The sequence below is a fragment of the Nocardia nepalensis genome, from assembly GCF_048910785.1.
Classification (GTDB): Bacteria; Actinomycetota; Actinomycetes; order Mycobacteriales; family Mycobacteriaceae; genus Nocardia; species Nocardia nepalensis.
Map to the genome: position 1 here is coordinate 307,823 of NZ_JBKBET010000036.1, position 15,428 is coordinate 323,250.

General features: G+C 65.3%; 14 protein-coding genes and 1 pseudogene. 11 read left to right on the plus strand and 4 right to left on the minus strand.

Annotation, left to right across the window (positions count from 1 at the left end):
- The first annotated feature begins 1 nt into the window (after position 1).
- The 4 genes from ACHQ4I_RS31195 (at position 2) to ACHQ4I_RS31210 (ending at position 4,721) form a co-directional block, all read left to right on the plus strand.
- Entirely contained in the window at positions 2 to 1,810 is a 1,809-nt protein-coding gene (locus ACHQ4I_RS31195) for a thiamine pyrophosphate-binding protein (protein ID WP_420775458.1), read from the plus strand.
- Between the two features lie 85 nt (positions 1,811 to 1,895).
- Positions 1,896 to 2,972, plus strand: a complete 1,077-nt coding sequence (locus ACHQ4I_RS31200; RefSeq protein ID WP_420775459.1) for a catalase family peroxidase — start codon at positions 1,896 to 1,898, stop codon at positions 2,970 to 2,972.
- Entirely contained in the window at positions 2,969 to 3,526 is a 558-nt protein-coding gene (locus ACHQ4I_RS31205) for a cytochrome b (protein ID WP_420775460.1), read from the plus strand. Before ACHQ4I_RS31200 ends, ACHQ4I_RS31205 begins: the two co-directional genes overlap by 4 nt.
- Positions 3,527 to 3,530: 4 nt before the next feature.
- Positions 3,531 to 4,721, plus strand: coding sequence for a CynX/NimT family MFS transporter (locus ACHQ4I_RS31210; RefSeq protein ID WP_420775461.1), 1,191 nt, complete (start codon positions 3,531 to 3,533; stop codon positions 4,719 to 4,721).
- Positions 4,722 to 4,844: 123 nt separating this feature from the next.
- On the opposite strand, the gene ACHQ4I_RS31215 is transcribed toward ACHQ4I_RS31210, so the two are convergent.
- The gene (locus ACHQ4I_RS31215) at positions 4,845 to 5,291 is read right to left on the minus strand and encodes a hypothetical protein (RefSeq protein ID WP_420775462.1); all 447 of its coding nucleotides are present in this window, start codon (positions 5,289 to 5,291) and stop codon (positions 4,845 to 4,847) included.
- Positions 5,292 to 5,615: 324 nt separating this feature from the next.
- On the opposite strand from ACHQ4I_RS31215, the gene ACHQ4I_RS31220 reads away from it, so the two are divergent.
- The gene (locus ACHQ4I_RS31220) at positions 5,616 to 6,737 is read left to right on the plus strand and encodes a CapA family protein (RefSeq protein ID WP_420775546.1); all 1,122 of its coding nucleotides are present in this window, start codon (positions 5,616 to 5,618) and stop codon (positions 6,735 to 6,737) included.
- On the opposite strand, the pseudogene ACHQ4I_RS31225 reads toward ACHQ4I_RS31220, so the two are convergent.
- A pseudogene (locus tag ACHQ4I_RS31225) lies at positions 6,718 to 7,371 on the minus strand (dienelactone hydrolase family protein); the annotation flags it as partial. The gene ACHQ4I_RS31220 and the pseudogene ACHQ4I_RS31225 sit on opposite strands and share 20 nt — an antisense overlap.
- A gap of 74 nt (positions 7,372 to 7,445) precedes the next feature.
- Positions 7,446 to 8,162 (minus strand): carbonic anhydrase, encoded by a 717-nt coding sequence (locus tag ACHQ4I_RS31230; protein WP_420775463.1) that lies wholly within the window; start codon positions 8,160 to 8,162, stop codon positions 7,446 to 7,448.
- A 457-nt stretch (positions 8,163 to 8,619) separates the two neighbouring features.
- Between ACHQ4I_RS31230 and ACHQ4I_RS31235 the strand changes: the two genes are divergently transcribed.
- On the plus strand, positions 8,620 to 9,102 hold the full coding sequence (locus ACHQ4I_RS31235) for a cupin domain-containing protein (RefSeq protein ID WP_420775464.1): 483 nt from the start codon (positions 8,620 to 8,622) through the stop codon (positions 9,100 to 9,102).
- A 147-nt stretch (positions 9,103 to 9,249) separates the two neighbouring features.
- Entirely contained in the window at positions 9,250 to 10,437 is a 1,188-nt protein-coding gene (locus tag ACHQ4I_RS31240) for an NAD(P)/FAD-dependent oxidoreductase (protein WP_420775465.1), read from the plus strand.
- Here the strand turns inward: ACHQ4I_RS31240 and ACHQ4I_RS31245 are convergent.
- Complete coding sequence (locus tag ACHQ4I_RS31245; RefSeq protein WP_420775466.1) at positions 10,410 to 11,474, minus strand: sulfite oxidase; 1,065 nt, start codon at positions 11,472 to 11,474, stop codon at positions 10,410 to 10,412. The two genes, ACHQ4I_RS31240 and ACHQ4I_RS31245, sit on opposite strands and share 28 nt — an antisense overlap.
- A gap of 413 nt (positions 11,475 to 11,887) precedes the next feature.
- Between ACHQ4I_RS31245 and ACHQ4I_RS31250 the strand changes: the two genes are divergently transcribed.
- The 4 genes from ACHQ4I_RS31250 to ACHQ4I_RS31265 all read left to right on the plus strand — a co-directional run bounded on the left by ACHQ4I_RS31250 (position 11,888) and on the right by ACHQ4I_RS31265 (position 15,426).
- Positions 11,888 to 12,919, plus strand: a complete 1,032-nt coding sequence (locus ACHQ4I_RS31250) for a peroxiredoxin family protein (protein WP_420775467.1) — start codon at positions 11,888 to 11,890, stop codon at positions 12,917 to 12,919.
- A 176-nt stretch (positions 12,920 to 13,095) separates the two neighbouring features.
- Positions 13,096 to 13,431, plus strand: coding sequence for a BP74-related protein (locus tag ACHQ4I_RS31255; protein ID WP_420775468.1), 336 nt, complete (start codon positions 13,096 to 13,098; stop codon positions 13,429 to 13,431).
- A gap of 248 nt (positions 13,432 to 13,679) precedes the next feature.
- Positions 13,680 to 13,949 (plus strand): hypothetical protein, encoded by a 270-nt coding sequence (locus ACHQ4I_RS31260; RefSeq protein ID WP_420775469.1) that lies wholly within the window; start codon positions 13,680 to 13,682, stop codon positions 13,947 to 13,949.
- Between the two features lie 361 nt (positions 13,950 to 14,310).
- Entirely contained in the window at positions 14,311 to 15,426 is a 1,116-nt protein-coding gene (locus tag ACHQ4I_RS31265) for a TerD family protein (protein ID WP_420775470.1), read from the plus strand.
- Positions 15,427 to 15,428 lie beyond the last annotated feature (2 nt).

Genomic DNA, 15,428 nt, shown 5'->3' on the forward strand with positions numbered 1-15,428 from the left:
TATGCATCCACCGACCACCAGGCTCGGACGCGATATTATTTTCGACTATCTCCGCGACGCCGGTATCGAATACGCGTTCGGCGTGCCGGGTACCCATGAGATTCCGCTGATCGATGGCACGACCATCCCGGAGAACGGTGTGTCGTATGTGCCGTGCCTACACGAGAACATTGCCCTCGGCGCGGCCATGGGATACGCCAGAATGTCTGGTCGGCCGGGTGCCGCCGTCGTGCACATCACCCCGGGTACCGCGAACATTATCGGTAATTTGTTCAATGCGTACCGATCGAATATTCCGCTCATCGTCTTCTGCGGCCAACAGCACAGTGATCTACTGATCCAGGAGCCGATCCTGGCATCGGATCTGGTGCGTACCGCGGGTCAGTACGCGAAATGGGCACATGAGATCCGCAGCGTCGACGAGATCCCGATCGTCATGCAGCGAGCATTCAAGCAATTGCTGACACCGCCGTTCCGGCCGGTTTTCATCTCGATTCCGTGGAACTTCCTACTCGAATCGCCGACGATGCAGGAGCCGGGCCGGGTGACGCGAATCGCGCACGCCGTCACCGGTGATCCGGACGGGATCGCCGCCGCCGCCGATCAACTCGCGCGAGCGGAGAAGCCGGTGATACTCGTCGGCGACGGTGTCGGCGAGGCCGACGCGTGGCCGGAAATCGAGCGCCTGTCCCATCTACTCGGCGCCGCGGTGTATTCCGAGAACCAGGCCAGCCGGATGAACTATCCGAACGACCTCCCGCATTGGCAGGGCGAATTGGTGCCCACCCAAGACGGTGTGCACATGCAGTTGGGGGACTTCGACACCATATTCCAGATCGGGGTGAATTCGCAGGCCCAGATCCTGGTCTTCCAGTGGCAGAAAGGACCGATCCTGCCGGCACACCTCAAACAGGTTGTGCTGCACAACGATTCGTGGGAAATCGGCAAGAACTCCTATGCGGACGTCGGTGTGCTCGGGGACATCAAGCGGACGTTGCCGCTGATCATCGATGCCATTGCCGAGCACGACAGCCACGACGAAACCGCCGCCGCGCAACGCAACCGGGCGATTCTGGCGCTGGACGCACGCCGCACCGACGCATTCGCGACAGCGGCGGCCCTCGACTCGGCGCCCGAACAGGCCGCGACGATACCCGACTATCAAGTGCCCATGGTTCTCGCCGAAGTACAGAAGACGCTCACGAAACCACTGACCGTCATCAACGAGGATTTCGCCATCCTTCCGGTCGTGCAGAAGGCAATCCAGTACGACTCCCCCGACGCCTACTTCTGCACCTCCGGCGGCGCCCTCGGGTTCTCCCTGCCCGCTTCGCTCGGTATCGCGCTGGCAATCGGCAAGGAGCGGCTGGTGGTGAATATCGTCGGCGACGGCTCGGCACTTTTCCACACCAACGCGTGGTGGACGGCCCGGAAGTTCGACCTGCCGGTGCTCTACCTGGTGATGAACAACCACGAGTACAAAACGCTCATGACTGGTCTGGCCGCGATCGAACAGATCTATGGCTGGCAGCCAACACACGACGCCTGGTACCTGCGCCTGGGCCAACCGAACCAGGACTTCGCGAGGATCGCCGAGACATTCGGTATCGACGGCGAGGTCGTCACCGAGGGCAAGAAGCTTCGCGCAGCCATCGAGCGCGGACTCGAGGTCGTCGAGAACGGCGATCCGTACATCATCGATATTCGAATCGCATCGGCATCCGCCCCGCCGATCGACATGCTGTTGGCCGAGAAACCCGGTGTCGACGCTGCGGTGATCGAACAACAGCAGGCGATGGGGCCACCGTGAACCCACCGTCCGAGCGCAATCGCGCCGCTTTCCCGAGGCCGATCGACAGTCGGCTCCCGCACACGCGATCGGAAGAGGTAGAGCCATGACCGATGCCAAGCCGAGTTTGCAGTTGAACCGCCGCACACTGCTCGGCGGCGCCGTCATCGCGGCGGTCGGCGTCGCCGGGATCGGCGGGTTCCTGTATACCGAAAACACCATCGGGCCTTGGCGATTGACCGCCCGCGGACTGGTCGACCGGCTGCAAGCGACGGCCGGTGGCAGCTTCCCGGGCTGGCGGCGCAACCACGCCAAAGGCGTTGCGGTCGCCGGGTATTTCGAATCCAATGGCAACGGCGAGGAGTTGTCGAAGGCATCGGTGTTCCGAACGGGCCGCTACCGATTGGCCGGACGGTTCTCCCTCGGCGGCGGCAACCCGCACATGCCCGACGACCCCACCGCCCCACGCGGGTTGGGGCTGCAACTGTTCCTGCCCGGCGGCGAGCAATGGCGAATGGCGATGATCAATATCCCGGTCTTCCTCGACGCCACCCCGGAGGACTTCTACACCCGCACACAAGCATTCGCCGCCGACCCCGCAACCGGCAAGCCCGACCCGGACCGGATGAAACAGCACATCGCAACCCATCCCGAGACCGCCGCGGCGCTGGATATCATCGGCGCGGGAAAGCCCGCACCCGATTTCACCACTTCGGCATTCTTCGGACTGAACGCCTTCGAATTCACCAACCACGACGGCCACACCGTGCCGGTGCGCTGGCAACTGCGGCCCGAGCACAGCGACCGGACCGCGTCCGCGGGGCAGGGTGACAATGCACTGTTCGACGGACTCATCAGCGATATCAAGGCCGCTCCGGTGCGCTGGAAACTCGTTGTGGTCGTGGGGATTCCGGGCGAGGACCAGACCCATGACGCGACAAAACCGTGGCCGAACGACCGCAGACAGGTCGTGGTGGGCACCGTCGTCATCGATGAAGTGCGCACCGAGACGGCCGACAACGTCCAGGATGTGAACTTCGATCCGCTCGTGCTGCCCAAGGGCATCGCGCCATCCGACGACCCCCTGCTACAGGCTCGCTCGGCGGCCTACGCCGAGTCCTACCGCCGACGTGCCGGTGAGCCGAGACCGGCGGGTGCGATCCGCGTGGAGGGTGCCCGATGACGCTGCGCACCGAGAGCCTCGATGCCACGCGCTTCGGGACCACGGCACGAATCCTGCACTGGCTGATGGCGGTCCTGATCGTGGTGATGATCTTCGTGGGCGCCGCGATGGTCGGTTATCTCGGCGACTACAGCCTGCTGCTGCACATTCACAAATCCGTCGGACTGGCGATTCTGGTCCTCGCTGTCATTCGGATCGGCAATCGGGTGCTGCATAAACCGCCACCGCAGATCGACACCCTCAGTCGGCCCGAACGGTTCGTCGCCACCGGATCCGAAATCCTCATGTACACGCTGTTTCTGGTGCAGCCGATCGTCGGCTGGTGCCTGGTGTCGGCCTCCGGGATCCCGATCCAGATCGTCGGCGGCTTCCGCATTCCAGCCATTGCGCCCACCGACGCGGGCGTGTACGCGACACTGCGGACCCTGCACAGCGTCCTGGCCTACGTCCTGCTCGCAGCGTTCGTCGCACATATCTGCGCGGTGCTGTTCCACGCAATGCTATTGCGGGACAAGTTACTTCGGCGAATGACTTTTCCGGTCCTACGGCGCTAATGCGATGACCGGTTCCCGCACCGATCGCGACCCAACGGCCCTCGGCCGGTTCACCGGGCCGGTGATCGGGATCGTGCTCGTCGGCGCGAACCTGCGGGCCGCACTCACCGGTGTCGGCCCGCTACTGCCCGCCATCGAACAGGACACGGGGCTGTCGAGTGCGTCGGCGGGACTGCTCGTCGCGCTGCCACTGCTGATGTTCGCCGCCGTCTCGACCATGGTTGTCCATACGATTCGCCGAGGACCGGCGCTCGTCGTGCGAATTGCGCTCGCGGTACTGATCGTCGGCGTGCTGATCCGGTCGACACCCGGCGTGATCTTTCTGTTCGTCGGTACCGCGATCCTCGCGGCCGCCCTCGGTTTCGGCAATGTCCTGTTGCCGGCCATGGTGCGCGGTGTGGTGCCCGAAGGCCGCGTCGGCGTGGTGACCGGCGGCTACGTCACCGCGATGTCCTTGGCGGCCGCGGTGTCCTCGGGGATTGCGGCGCCGATGGCCGAACACCTGCCGGGCGGCTGGCGCACCGCGCTGGCCGGTTGGGCGGTGCTGGCGATCGCGGCGCTGTTGGTGTGGTCGGCGACGGAACGGCGGATGGTGATGGCGCCGGTCGCCACCGATCGGGCTCCGACGCCGTGGCGGTCGCCGCTCGCCTGGCAGGTCAGTGTGTTCATGGGTCTACAGTCGCTGGGCTTCTACGCAACACTCGCATGGCTGCCGAGCGTCATGCACGACCACGGGATCTCACCATCGGCGGCGGGCATATATCTGTTCTTCTTCCAGATTCTCGGCTTGGTCGCCATCAACGCGCTGCCACAACTATCGCGACGGCTCGGCGGCTACCGGTGCCTCGCGGTCATAGCGTCGGTGCTCGATGCGCTGGGTTTCGCGCTGCTGGCCTGCGCGCCACAGTTCGCGCTGGTCTCGATTGCGCTGCTCGGCCCAGGGGCGGGAATCTGCCTGGTTCTCGCGATGACATTCCAGACCGAGCGAGCCCAGGATGCGCCGCAAGCAGCAGCATTGGCGGGAATGGCACAAACGGTCGGGTTCACACTGGCAGCGGTCGGTCCCCTAGTCCTCGGCCTACTGCACTCCCGCACCGCACGGTGGGAACCAGCGTTGATCACCCTTGCCGCCGTGACCATCGTCCAAGCGGCCGTCGGCGTGGGCGCCGGCCGCGACACGCATGTCGGCGCTTGATGAACCCGGCAGTCGACCTACACCTACCGAGTATTGGTCGCCGCGCCTCCCGACGACGGGCGGTACCAGCGGCACATCATGGTCGCGTCAGGCGACACGCCGCATTGCCAACTCTGGGAAGGGTTAGCTGATATCGATCGTCCCGTTGAACACCATCGGGGTCGGGCCCGGGTCGCAGTCCTGGAACGTGCTCGTCGGCATGGGCATGCCGTAGCCGATCATATTCGGCCCACCGTCCTCGCCCTTCTTGACGGTGATCTGGATTGCCATCGCGTCGGGTGCGAACACCATCACCGGTTCGGAGTTAGTGATCGGGTAGACCAGCGATACTGTGTTGCCGTTGACCCTCAGACAGGTGACCGGACCGGTGAACTTCACCGGCAGCGGCATATTCCCGAACTTGCCGGTGGCGACATAGGTGCCGGTCGCCGGACCATCCCCCTGCCCCTGCGCATCGACGTGCAGGATGCTCATACCCATCACTTGCATATCGCCGTTGATCGACACACTGGCCTGGTCCGCCGCTGCCTGCCCTGCCGCCGCGACCACGGCCGCTCCGGCCGCAGCCACGGATACAGCAAAACGAGTAAGCCGAGTTGTCATGTCGAGACCTCCCTAACGGTTGGATGTGCCGTCGGGTACCCGGTGCGCAAACAACCATGCCTCGTGCCGTCACGAGCAGGGATCCGCCCATAGCATCCCGACAGCAACTCGCCTGCCCTACTGGAACGCGGCCATCTTTCTGGGCTCCAGTTTCTCTGAGCACGGATGGACGGCTCTGATGCGTTCGATGGACATCGGCGATCGTCGTGCGCCAGGCGTGCGACGCGGCTTTTGGCAATTAGCTGGCGAACATGTGCTCGCCAGCCTCGCGCATTGAACGATGTGACGGAAATGATCGACAATGGCGGTATGGCGACGGTGCTGCTGGGCGGCGACGTCATGCTGGGCCGCGGGGTGGACCAGATTCTTCCGCACCCCGCTGATCCGACGCTGCTCGAACGGTGTGTCGAGGATGCGCGGACGTATGTGGAGCTGGCGGAGCATATGCACGGCGCATTTGCCCGTCCCGTGGATTTCGGCCACCCATGGGGTGAGGTCCTGCCGCTTCTGGCTCGACTCGCCCCGCAGGTGCGACTGATCAACCTGGAAACCTCGATTACCGCCGATGGCGCCTTCGCGCCCGCCAAGGGCATTCACTACCGCATGAACCCGGACAATGTGCCGGTGTTGACCGCAATCGCGCCGGTCGTCTGTGCGCTGGCCAATAATCACATTCTCGATTTCGGTGTTCGAGGGCTGGCCGACACCGTGGAAACACTCGATACCGCGGGGATCCAGCGCACCGGGGCGGGGGCGGACTTCGACGAGGCCCGGGCCCCGGCGATATCGGAACTCGATGACGGACGACGAGTGGTGATCGTCTCGGTCGGTGCGGGCTCGAGCGGGGTTCCGCACCATTGGGCGGCGCGCCGCGACCGGCCGGGGCTGTGGTGGATCGGCGATACGCCGAATATTCGCGCCGCCGACGAGGTGGCGGCAGAAGTGTTGGCGCACAAGCGCGATGACGATATCGCGATCGTCTCGGTCCACTGGGGCCCCAACTGGGGCTATGGGGTGCAGCGCAGCGAGAAGCAGTTCGCGCATCGGTTGATCGATGCCGGAATCGATCTCGTGCACGGACATTCCGCACACCACCCGCGGCCGATCGAGATCTACCGGGGCAAACCGATTCTGTACGGATGCGGTGACGTCATCGACGATTACGAGGGCATCCGCGGCTATGAGCGGTACCGCCCGGATCTTCGCCTGCTGTATCTGGTGTCAATGGATCCCGGCGCGATGGAGACGCGAATGATTCCGCTGCGGATCCGGCACATGCGCCTGGAATCGGCCGCGCACGGCGAATCTCGATGGCTGTGCGAGACGATCGAGCACATCAGTCGCGACTTCGGCACCCGGGTCGCATCGCGGCCCGACGACCTGCCGGTGGTGTTCAAGACCGCACGACGCTGAGATGGCGGCGGAACCAGTCGCGGGCCAGTTCCGCCACCTGCTCGAGCGCACCGGGCTCCTCGAACAGATGCGTCGCGCCGGGGACGACATCGATCTCGCTCGGACACGGCATCTGCAGCTGGGCCTCGCGATTGAGCTCCAGCACCTGCCGGTCGTCACCGCCGACGATCAGCAGCGTCGGCGCGCGAACGTGCGCCAGCCGCGGACCGGCCAGGTCGGGGCGGCCGCCACGGGAGACGATGGCCGCGATCTCGGCGCCGGGTTCGGTGGCCGCCCACAGCGCGGCGCCGGCACCGGTACTCGCCCCGAAATATCCGGTCGGAAGACCAGTCAGCATCGACCGCGTGCGCACCCCGTGGGTCACCGCGACGAGACGTTCGGCGAGCAGCTCGATATCGAAAACCCGCGCACGGTCACCCTCCTCGGACGCGCTCAGCAGGTCGACGAGCATCGTCGCGAGTCCCGCTCGATTCAGTACACCGGCGACCAGCCGATTGCGCGGACTGTGCCGACCACTACCGCTGCCGTGCGCGAAGACGACCAGACCGGTGGAGTTCTGCGGGACGGCGAGTATCCCGGTCAGCCGGATGGACTCCGACGACACGATGACCTCTTCTGTCCGCGTCAAGGGATCGGATGCGGAGGGCGACATGGGAACACCTCCTGGTATCCGGAGTACTCGCCCGGCCGATCATGTGCAAGCGGCTCTCACCCCGGGGCTCCGCCGAGCACTTCGACTCGGCCGGTGTCGAGGTTGTAGTAGGCGCCGACGACGGAAACAGCGCCACGCTCCACCATCGGCGCGAGGTCGTTGTTGCGCCGTAGATCTTGTGCGGTCAACTCGATCTGGATATGGGTCATCGTCTCGACCGGGTCGTTGCCCGGCGACTCCATCCGCTCGTATGCCGGGCGCAATGCCTCCACGATCGACTGCAGATTGCCCGGCAGCGGGGTGCCCTCATGCAGAGCCTTGTATGCCGCGGCGACTGCACCGCAGCGCTGGTGCCCGAGGACCATGATCAACGGGGTGGCGCTGGTCATCGGGCCGTATTCGACGGAACCGATCACGACGGGACCCACCGCGAGGCCACCGGTGCGCATCACGTACAGATCGCCGAGCCCGGTGTCGAACACCAGCTCCGGCGGGACGCGCGAGTCGATACACGACAGTACGACGCCATACGGCTGTTGATTGCGAGCCAGCAGCTCGCGTCGATCCGGATCCCGGTCGGGGTGGTCCAGGTTGCCGTCGATCCAGCGCCGATTGCCCGCCATCAGCCTGTCGAAGGCGGCCTTGGCGGTCTGCGGCGGCGCTTGCGTCGTAGGGACTTGCTCCGATTGCTGATCGCCCCCGCAACTCGCCATCACCGCTGTTGTCGCGGTCAGGGCGCCGACCATAACTGTTCGGCGATCGAGCACACCCATGTTGTCACCTCCGCGCACTCGGTGGATCTGGTTACGAGACCGGCGAAACGGTGCCACAGCGATTGCTGCAAGTATGCGCGCGGGTGAAATCGTGGTTCCATCCGGCCACCGGGGCGGGCACAATGGATACGCAATCAATACGCTCGTGAACGACGGACTATCGGGGAGCCTCGCCGACAACACGGTCGAGAAGGAACCGGTCATGGCTCGTTCCACCGCTACGGCATTGTCGTCGCGTTTCAGCGGCCTCTCGAACCGGACGCACGGCGACTTCTCGAGCATCGATGCACCGCAAACGCGCCGCCACGCGCGGTATCCCGATCCCGATTCGAAGCTGCGAGAACCCCTTGCCGATCAACGACTGCGGCCAGGGAACAGGGGGCGCAACGGCGCGATCGCGCCGCGACAGAGCCCGCTCACGGTGAGCGGACCAGATCAGGAAGGCAGGACCCGAGATATGACCGCGGAACAGGTGGTACGGCCAGCAGGCGCAGGCGATGCGGTGTGGATGCTGGGCGGTCGCTACACCGTGAAGGTGTCCGGCGCCGACAGCGACGGGCAAGTGACCGTGATGGAGATGGCGATGCCCGCCGGGTTCGGACCGCCGCCGCATACCCATCCGGGTGGCGAGTCGGTCTACGTTCTGGACGGAACGGCACGGTTCAATATCGGCGACGAGGTCGTCGAGGCCGGACCCGGCTCGTTCCTGCACATCCCGGCCGGCACGGTGGAGAATTTCGAGCCGACCTCGGACCTGCGGCTGCTCGTCGCCTACACGCCCGGCGGTATCGACAAGTTCTTCCTGGAACTCGGCGACCGCGCCGAGGGCCCGGGCCTGCCGCCCACGCCGCAGGGGCCGCCCTCGGAAGAGTTCATGAACCGGATGGTCACGGTGGCCGCCCGCTATGGCATGGATATGAAGCTGCCGGCGTCGCATTGACCCGTGATGCACCCCAGCACGTCCGCTCGGTCGCGGCGATCTCCGTGTCGGCCGAGCGGGCCGCACCATCTCCAACGCGAAAGTATTTGTGCGGCAACACAACCGATAATCCGGCGTCGAGCGATCGAGGCCGTGGAGGAGTGAGCGATGTCCATCCCCGCGAAGAACGGACTAACGCCGACGGTGCTGATCCTGGGAGCCGGGTTCGGTGGGCTGGAACTGGCCGCCTGTCTGTCCGAGTCAATGCCCGGCGAGATTCGGGTAATACTCGCCGACCGCAATGACGGGTTCACGTTCGGTTTCTCCAAACTGGAAATCCTGTTTCGCGACCGGACCCCGGAATCCGTGCGCGTCAGCTACCGCGACCTCGTCCGTCCCGGAGTCGAGTTCCGCCAGGAGCAGGTCACATCGATCGACCCGCAGACCCGCCACGTCGTCACCGACAGCGCCAGCTACGACCCGGACTTTCTGGTTGTCGCTCTGGGCGCCGAATACGACCCCGCCGCTACCCCGGGGTTCGTCGCGGATGGTCACGAGTATTACTCGATCCAGGGAGCTTGCCGACTGCGCGATCGGCTGGCCGGTTTCGACGGTGGAACCGTTCTCATCTCGGTGTTGAGCGTGCCGTTCAAGTGTCCGCCCGCCCCGTACGAGGGCGCGATGCTGCTGCACGAGCTGCTGACCCGGCGTGGCATCCGCGACCGCACCCGCATTCACGTGCTCAGCCCGATGGATTCACCGATCCCTGTCTCCGCGGACACTTCTGCCGCACTTGTCGAGGCGCTCGCGCGGCGTGGGATCGACTACTCTCCCGGGCGGCGGGTCCGCGCGCTCGACCCGGCGAACCATGTCGCGACCACCGGCGCCGGTGACCTCGGCTACGACCTGTTCATCGGCATCCCGACCCACTGTGTCCCGCCCGTGGTCGAGGCATCCGGGCTGACCGTCGGCGGCGCCGACGGCTGGATCCACGTCGACCCGCAGACCCTCGCCACCCCGTATCCGGGCGTCTACGCCATCGGCGACTGCGCGGACGCGCCGGTGCCACGCGCCGGTGTATTCGCCGAGAATGCCGCCCGCACGGTCGCAGCGCACATTGCCGCGCAGCTGCACGGAACACCCGCGCCCGGAAAGTATCTCGGCCAGGGGTCCTGCTATATCGAATTCGGGGACGGCCTCGTCGGCAAGGTCGACGCCGACTTCCTTTCCGGACCGAAGCCGGTCGCACCGTTCATCGGCCCCTCGACCGAACTAGCGACCGAGAAGGCCGAATTCGCCGCCACGCGGATTCGGCGCTGGTTCACCGATCAGCGGACGGTGACCGGAACCTCCTGAATCAGGTTGTTCCCCATGCCCTGGCGGTTCCAGAATTGCTCGGCCGGTTGCACATTCCCGTCCGCGTCGGTGGCGCGGCAACTCAGTCGGTATTCGCCCGGTCGCGCATCCCAGGCGTAACTCCAGCTGTGCCAGGCGAATTCGGCGAGTCGGCTATCCAATCGGGCGTCCTGCCAGACGCCGTCGACGCCGACTTCCACCCGGATCACGCGCGAGGTTCCGCACCACGCGCGGCCGCGCAGTAAGACGGCGCCGGCGTCGACCGTGCGTCGCCGACTCGGGAAATCGGGAATGCCGGGCGGAACCATCAACGCACGCACCCTGATTCGCGACACCGGTAGCCCCGGATCGTCGGCATCGTGTTGGTAGCGATAGGCCGCCGCCTGTTGGAACCCGGTGAAAGCCCGGTCGACGACTTCGATATGCCGCAGCCATTTGACGCTCGCCATGCCGTACCACCCGGGGACGAGCAGTCGCAGTGGAAAGCCGTGCTGCGGCTGGAGCGGCGCACCGTTCATTTCGTAGGCGAGCAGAATTTCGGGTCTTCGGCATTCGCCGATGCTCAGGGAGCGTTGATAGTTGTGCTCCACATTGTCCTCGAATCCGCGATCGGCCCCGGTGAATACAACCTCGACCGCCTCGTCCCGGATTCCGCAATCATCGAGAATCCCGCACAGTGCGGTGCCCGTCCACGCCGCCGTACTGATCGCCTCTAGCCCCCACGGTTGGCTGACGTTGCGCGGGTCCATCCCGGTGCGTCCGTTACCCGCGCATTCGAGGGTGACCGGAATCGTCGTCGCCGGTCGCGATCTGATGTTGTCGAGCGATAGCTCCAGTTCGCGCTCGACTTTTCCGGTAACCCGCAATCGCCACGTCGCTGCGTCGATCTCCGGGATATCGAAATGAATCAGCAAATAGTGCATGCCGACGGGCGTGATGTCGTACCGCATGCCTTCCAGTTGCATGCCGTGATTGCGCGTCGCCAGCGCGAGCTCGTCGAACCGGACGCCTTGCGCGCGCGAGATGAGTTCGGTCATCGGCTCGGCTGATGTTCTGATCGAGATGGAACAGGCTGTCGGGGTCAGTATAGGACCGCCCGACCGGCGCGAACAGCGCCGGAAGCGCCGCTGCCTGCGGATTTCGCGCGTCCATCGGGTCAGTTGTCGATCACGATGTGACGACTGAATGCGCGAACGGCTTGCTCGAGGCCCGGTGCCAGGTCCTGATTCGTCGCCATCGACTCGATGCGGCCGCCAGTGCGATCAACCGCGCGTGGGTAGGTTGTTTCGTCGCTGATCAATCCATCGGCCCAGCCACTGCGCGGAAAGCGCGAGTTCACGACGGCGTCGTCGCAGGAAACCGGGATTTCGGTCTTTTTGGTCGGATCGAAACGAAAGCTGTTCCGGTCAATTATTTTTCATACGGCCGAGGCGTATGAAATGGTGCGGTCATGCTGATCGAATACGGGGTGTGGGTTTCGCGGCTGTTGGTCGGCGTGGTCTTCGGCCTGTCGGCGTGCGGGAAGTTGGCGGATCGGGTCGGGACCAGGACGGCGGTCGCCGATTTCGGTGTGCCGGTTCGGTGGGTGCCCGCAGTGGCATGGGCACTGCCGGCGGTAGAGGCGGTGGTCGCCGTGGGGGCGCTGCTGCCGTGGACTGCCGCGTGGGCAGCGCTGATCGCATTTCTGTTGCTCACGGCGTTCACGGTGGCGATCGTGCGACTGCTCGTCCGCGGGAAGCGGCCTGCCTGCTCATGTTTCGGTGCATTGAGTGCCACGCCGATCGGTGCCAGGACTGTGGTGCGCAATGGATTGTTGATGGTGCTGGCGGTGGTCGTCGGCTGGGGTGCATTGCAGCATTCGCGGGTGCCCGCCGACCTGCCTGCCGACAACGCGGTGGGCCTGGTGGTGATGGCTGTGCTGGTGGCAATGCTCGTGTGGCTGTTCGGTGCCGTCGGCATTTTGCGCAGACGGCTGGATGCACAGGCGCTTTCGACGCTCGGCGCGGAGGGCCTGCAGGTGGGTGCGGTAGCGCCGGAGTTCCAGTTGCTCGACATCGCCGGGGAACGGACCAGTCTGGAATCTGTGCTGGCACAGGGTAAGAACGTGCTGCTGGTATTCGTCCATCCCGGCTGTGAGATGTGTGCGGCGCTCGCTAGGGAACTGCCGCGCTGGCAGATGCGGACCAAGGACACACTGTCGATCGTGGTCGTCGGCAACGGCGATGCCGCCGAACACGCGGTCTGGGGCCGAGAACAGGAGCTGGGCGATATCCCGGTCCTGGTACAGCAGGGCAACGAGGCGGCCCTGCGATACCGCGTCCGCGGCACACCTTCGTCCGTGCTGATCAGCGCGGACGGTCGTATCGCGGCTCCGGTCGCGCGTGGCGCCATGGCCACTCGGGAGCTGATCATGTCCGCGAAAAAGGTGGTACGGCTGCAATCACCCGACCATGACGGGGTCCCCGCCGGGACTCACCAATAATTTCACATACTCGCCGCCACTTACACGGTCCGATACAGACCAGTTGTCAAATTATGCGGGCAAGCCGATCGATATCGTTGACGAATGACCAACGGCCTGGTCGGACGGCCGATACCATCGAATGGCAACAATGCACTATCCGCGACCCATCGAAACACTCGACGAAGGGGAATATCATGGCGGACTTCGCATTCACGGATTACTCCGGCAAAGAATTCATCATCCGGCTGACAAACGAGCAACGAATCGAAGAGGCGCGCCGAATTTTGTCCGGCGAGGAACAGATGTCGACCCACGTCATGGGCAGGATCAGGAAAATTCCCGCCGACTACAACCCGGGGTGGAGCTTCCACCTCGACCCCGACACGATCTCGTTCTTCACCGTCGCCATCGAGGTCTGCGATGCGAGCATCACCTACACCGAGGACTATCTCGACGAGGCCTGCGGCGCATTCCTGCCGGGCTGCTTCTGGTGTCCATGGTCGTCCAAGCTCACCCGCGAAGTGGCCTGACCTGGTGTAAAAGCTGTCGGGTTCCGGCCGACGTGAGTGCCGTCGGCCGGAACCGCGACGCTCGTATCGTCCCGGGCCATGCGCGCCCAGGTGTCCAGGCTTCGGCTGGTGATGGGCATGATCCGACCGGCCCGGCTCCCTGTGTTCAGTTGTAGAGCACCGGCTTCCACCCGGGCACGCGGTCATCGAGAGGGCATGGCCCACAACACGATCCGAGCGGCCTGCCGGGTTCCGGTAATGTTCGGTGCGTGACGGACGGCGAGGGGGGACCACCGCCCGGGTCGCGATACTCGGCGGGAGCCGCGGTGTCGGCTCGGTTACGGGAAGCGATGCTCGCCGCACACGCCGAGGCCGTGGATGTCGTTGGCCGGTACGGATTTTCGATCAATCGCGAGCTGGTCGAGTTGCTCGCGTTGCAGCGGCGCGTCACTCGAATCGCGGATGAACTCGACTGGGGCAGTGTCGATATCGGCGCCTCTAGTAGTGCCACGCGGATGAATCGCTTTCGAAGCAGCTAGCGAACCCGACCCCGATCGTGGTCGGGCTCGGCTCAGATGCACCGGCCGCGACGGGCGCGGATTTCGATCTCGATGCCAGTGCGCCGGCGACCGGTCCGAACCAGCTCCGAGACCGCCCGCACCGAGACCGCACCGAGACCGCGAAGGTGTACGGCGAGCTCTGACACAACTGTGCCGAGTGGAAGTTCCCGGCCACTGGCACCGGGCATGCATCCGACTGCGGGTCGATGTCCGACCTTGGTCGGGCGTTGCGGGTGCGGCGTCGATGGCTCCGGCCGATGGACCATCGATCGGGGCCTCGACGCCCTGGTCAGAGCCGTATTTCCGATCATGCGATGATCATCACCGTAGAGTGGGGCAAGTGGCGGCACTGCTGACCCAGGGACAGACCGGTCTGGTCGGCACCGACGACATCACCGTGTCGGTGCTGCACACCGCTCGCATCGACCTGGCCGCGTTGCTGCTGGACCCCCAGGGCCGGGTGCACGCCGACACCGACCTCATCTTCTACAACCAGCCCACCGGTCCCGGCCTGCAGCTGATCCCCGGACAAGCCGCCCTGGCCATCAATCTGCGCGCGATCGCGCCGGGTGTCGTCCACATCCGCATCGTCGTCACCCTCGACGACCAAACCACCCGCTTCGACCGGCATTCACCCCCACACATCACCGTCACCGACCCCCACGCACAGCCGTTGTACGAGTACACGATCGAGGGATTGACCAGCGAAACGACGGCGATCGCACTGGACCTGGATCGCACCCCGGCGGGCTGGCAGGCCCGCGCCCTCGGCCACGGCTACGGCAGCGGGTTCGCCGCGCTGCTATCCGCCCACGGCGTCACCGTCGGCGCCACTGCCCAACAACAGCCGCCATCGGCGGCGCCGAATCCGCCCGCACCGCCGTTGGGACCGAGGCTGGGAGACGGTCAGGAGGTGGCGCTGGTCAAGCACGGCGGCGACGAACTGGCGTATGTGAAAATGGCGCTGGGCTGGGACCCGGTCCGGGTCCACGGCAGATGGGGCAGCCGTGCCATCGAGATCGACCTCGACGCCTCGGCGCTGGTATTCGCCGACCGCGACCTCGTCGACGCCTCCTACCACGGTCAGCTCAGCACCCGCGACGGCGCCATCCGCCACTCCGGTGACAACCTGACCGGTGAGGGTGAGGGCGACGACGAGACCATCGCCGTCGATCTGACCCGACTGCCCGTGCATGTGACCGCGGTGGTATTCGTCATCACCTCCTACGCCGGGCACACCTTCGAACGGGTCCGAAACGCCTTCTGGCGCTTGGTCGATGGCACCACCAACGCCGAACTCACCCGCGCCAACCTCCGCAGCGGCGGCGCACACACCGGCATGCTCGTCGCCAAGCTCCATCGCGAAGACGGCGCCTGGAAACTGCAGGCCCTCGGCCACCCCATCCAGGCCAGTCACCCACTCGAGGCCGTCGACCAAATCGGCCCCTATCTCTGAAC

Excerpts from the sequence above, each read along its gene's own strand:
- ACHQ4I_RS31220 (WP_420775546.1), top strand. The coding sequence starts at position 5,616 with ATGATCGACAATGGCGGTATGGCGACGGTGCTGCTGGGCGGCGACGTC.
- ACHQ4I_RS31210 (WP_420775461.1), top strand. The coding sequence starts at position 3,531 with ATGACCGGTTCCCGCACCGATCGCGACCCAACGGCCCTCGGCCGGTTC.
- ACHQ4I_RS31195 (WP_420775458.1), top strand. The coding sequence starts at position 2 with ATGCATCCACCGACCACCAGGCTCGGACGCGATATTATTTTCGACTAT.
- ACHQ4I_RS31255 (WP_420775468.1), top strand. The coding sequence starts at position 13,096 with ATGGCGGACTTCGCATTCACGGATTACTCCGGCAAAGAATTCATCATC.
- ACHQ4I_RS31240 (WP_420775465.1), top strand. The coding sequence starts at position 9,250 with ATGTCCATCCCCGCGAAGAACGGACTAACGCCGACGGTGCTGATCCTG.
- ACHQ4I_RS31245 (WP_420775466.1), bottom strand. The coding sequence starts at position 11,474 with ATGACCGAACTCATCTCGCGCGCGCAAGGCGTCCGGTTCGACGAGCTC.
- ACHQ4I_RS31205 (WP_420775460.1), top strand. The coding sequence starts at position 2,969 with ATGACGCTGCGCACCGAGAGCCTCGATGCCACGCGCTTCGGGACCACG.
- ACHQ4I_RS31230 (WP_420775463.1), bottom strand. The coding sequence starts at position 8,162 with ATGGGTGTGCTCGATCGCCGAACAGTTATGGTCGGCGCCCTGACCGCG.
- ACHQ4I_RS31235 (WP_420775464.1), top strand. The coding sequence starts at position 8,620 with ATGACCGCGGAACAGGTGGTACGGCCAGCAGGCGCAGGCGATGCGGTG.
- ACHQ4I_RS31250 (WP_420775467.1), top strand. The coding sequence starts at position 11,888 with ATGCTGATCGAATACGGGGTGTGGGTTTCGCGGCTGTTGGTCGGCGTG.
- ACHQ4I_RS31200 (WP_420775459.1), top strand. The coding sequence starts at position 1,896 with ATGACCGATGCCAAGCCGAGTTTGCAGTTGAACCGCCGCACACTGCTC.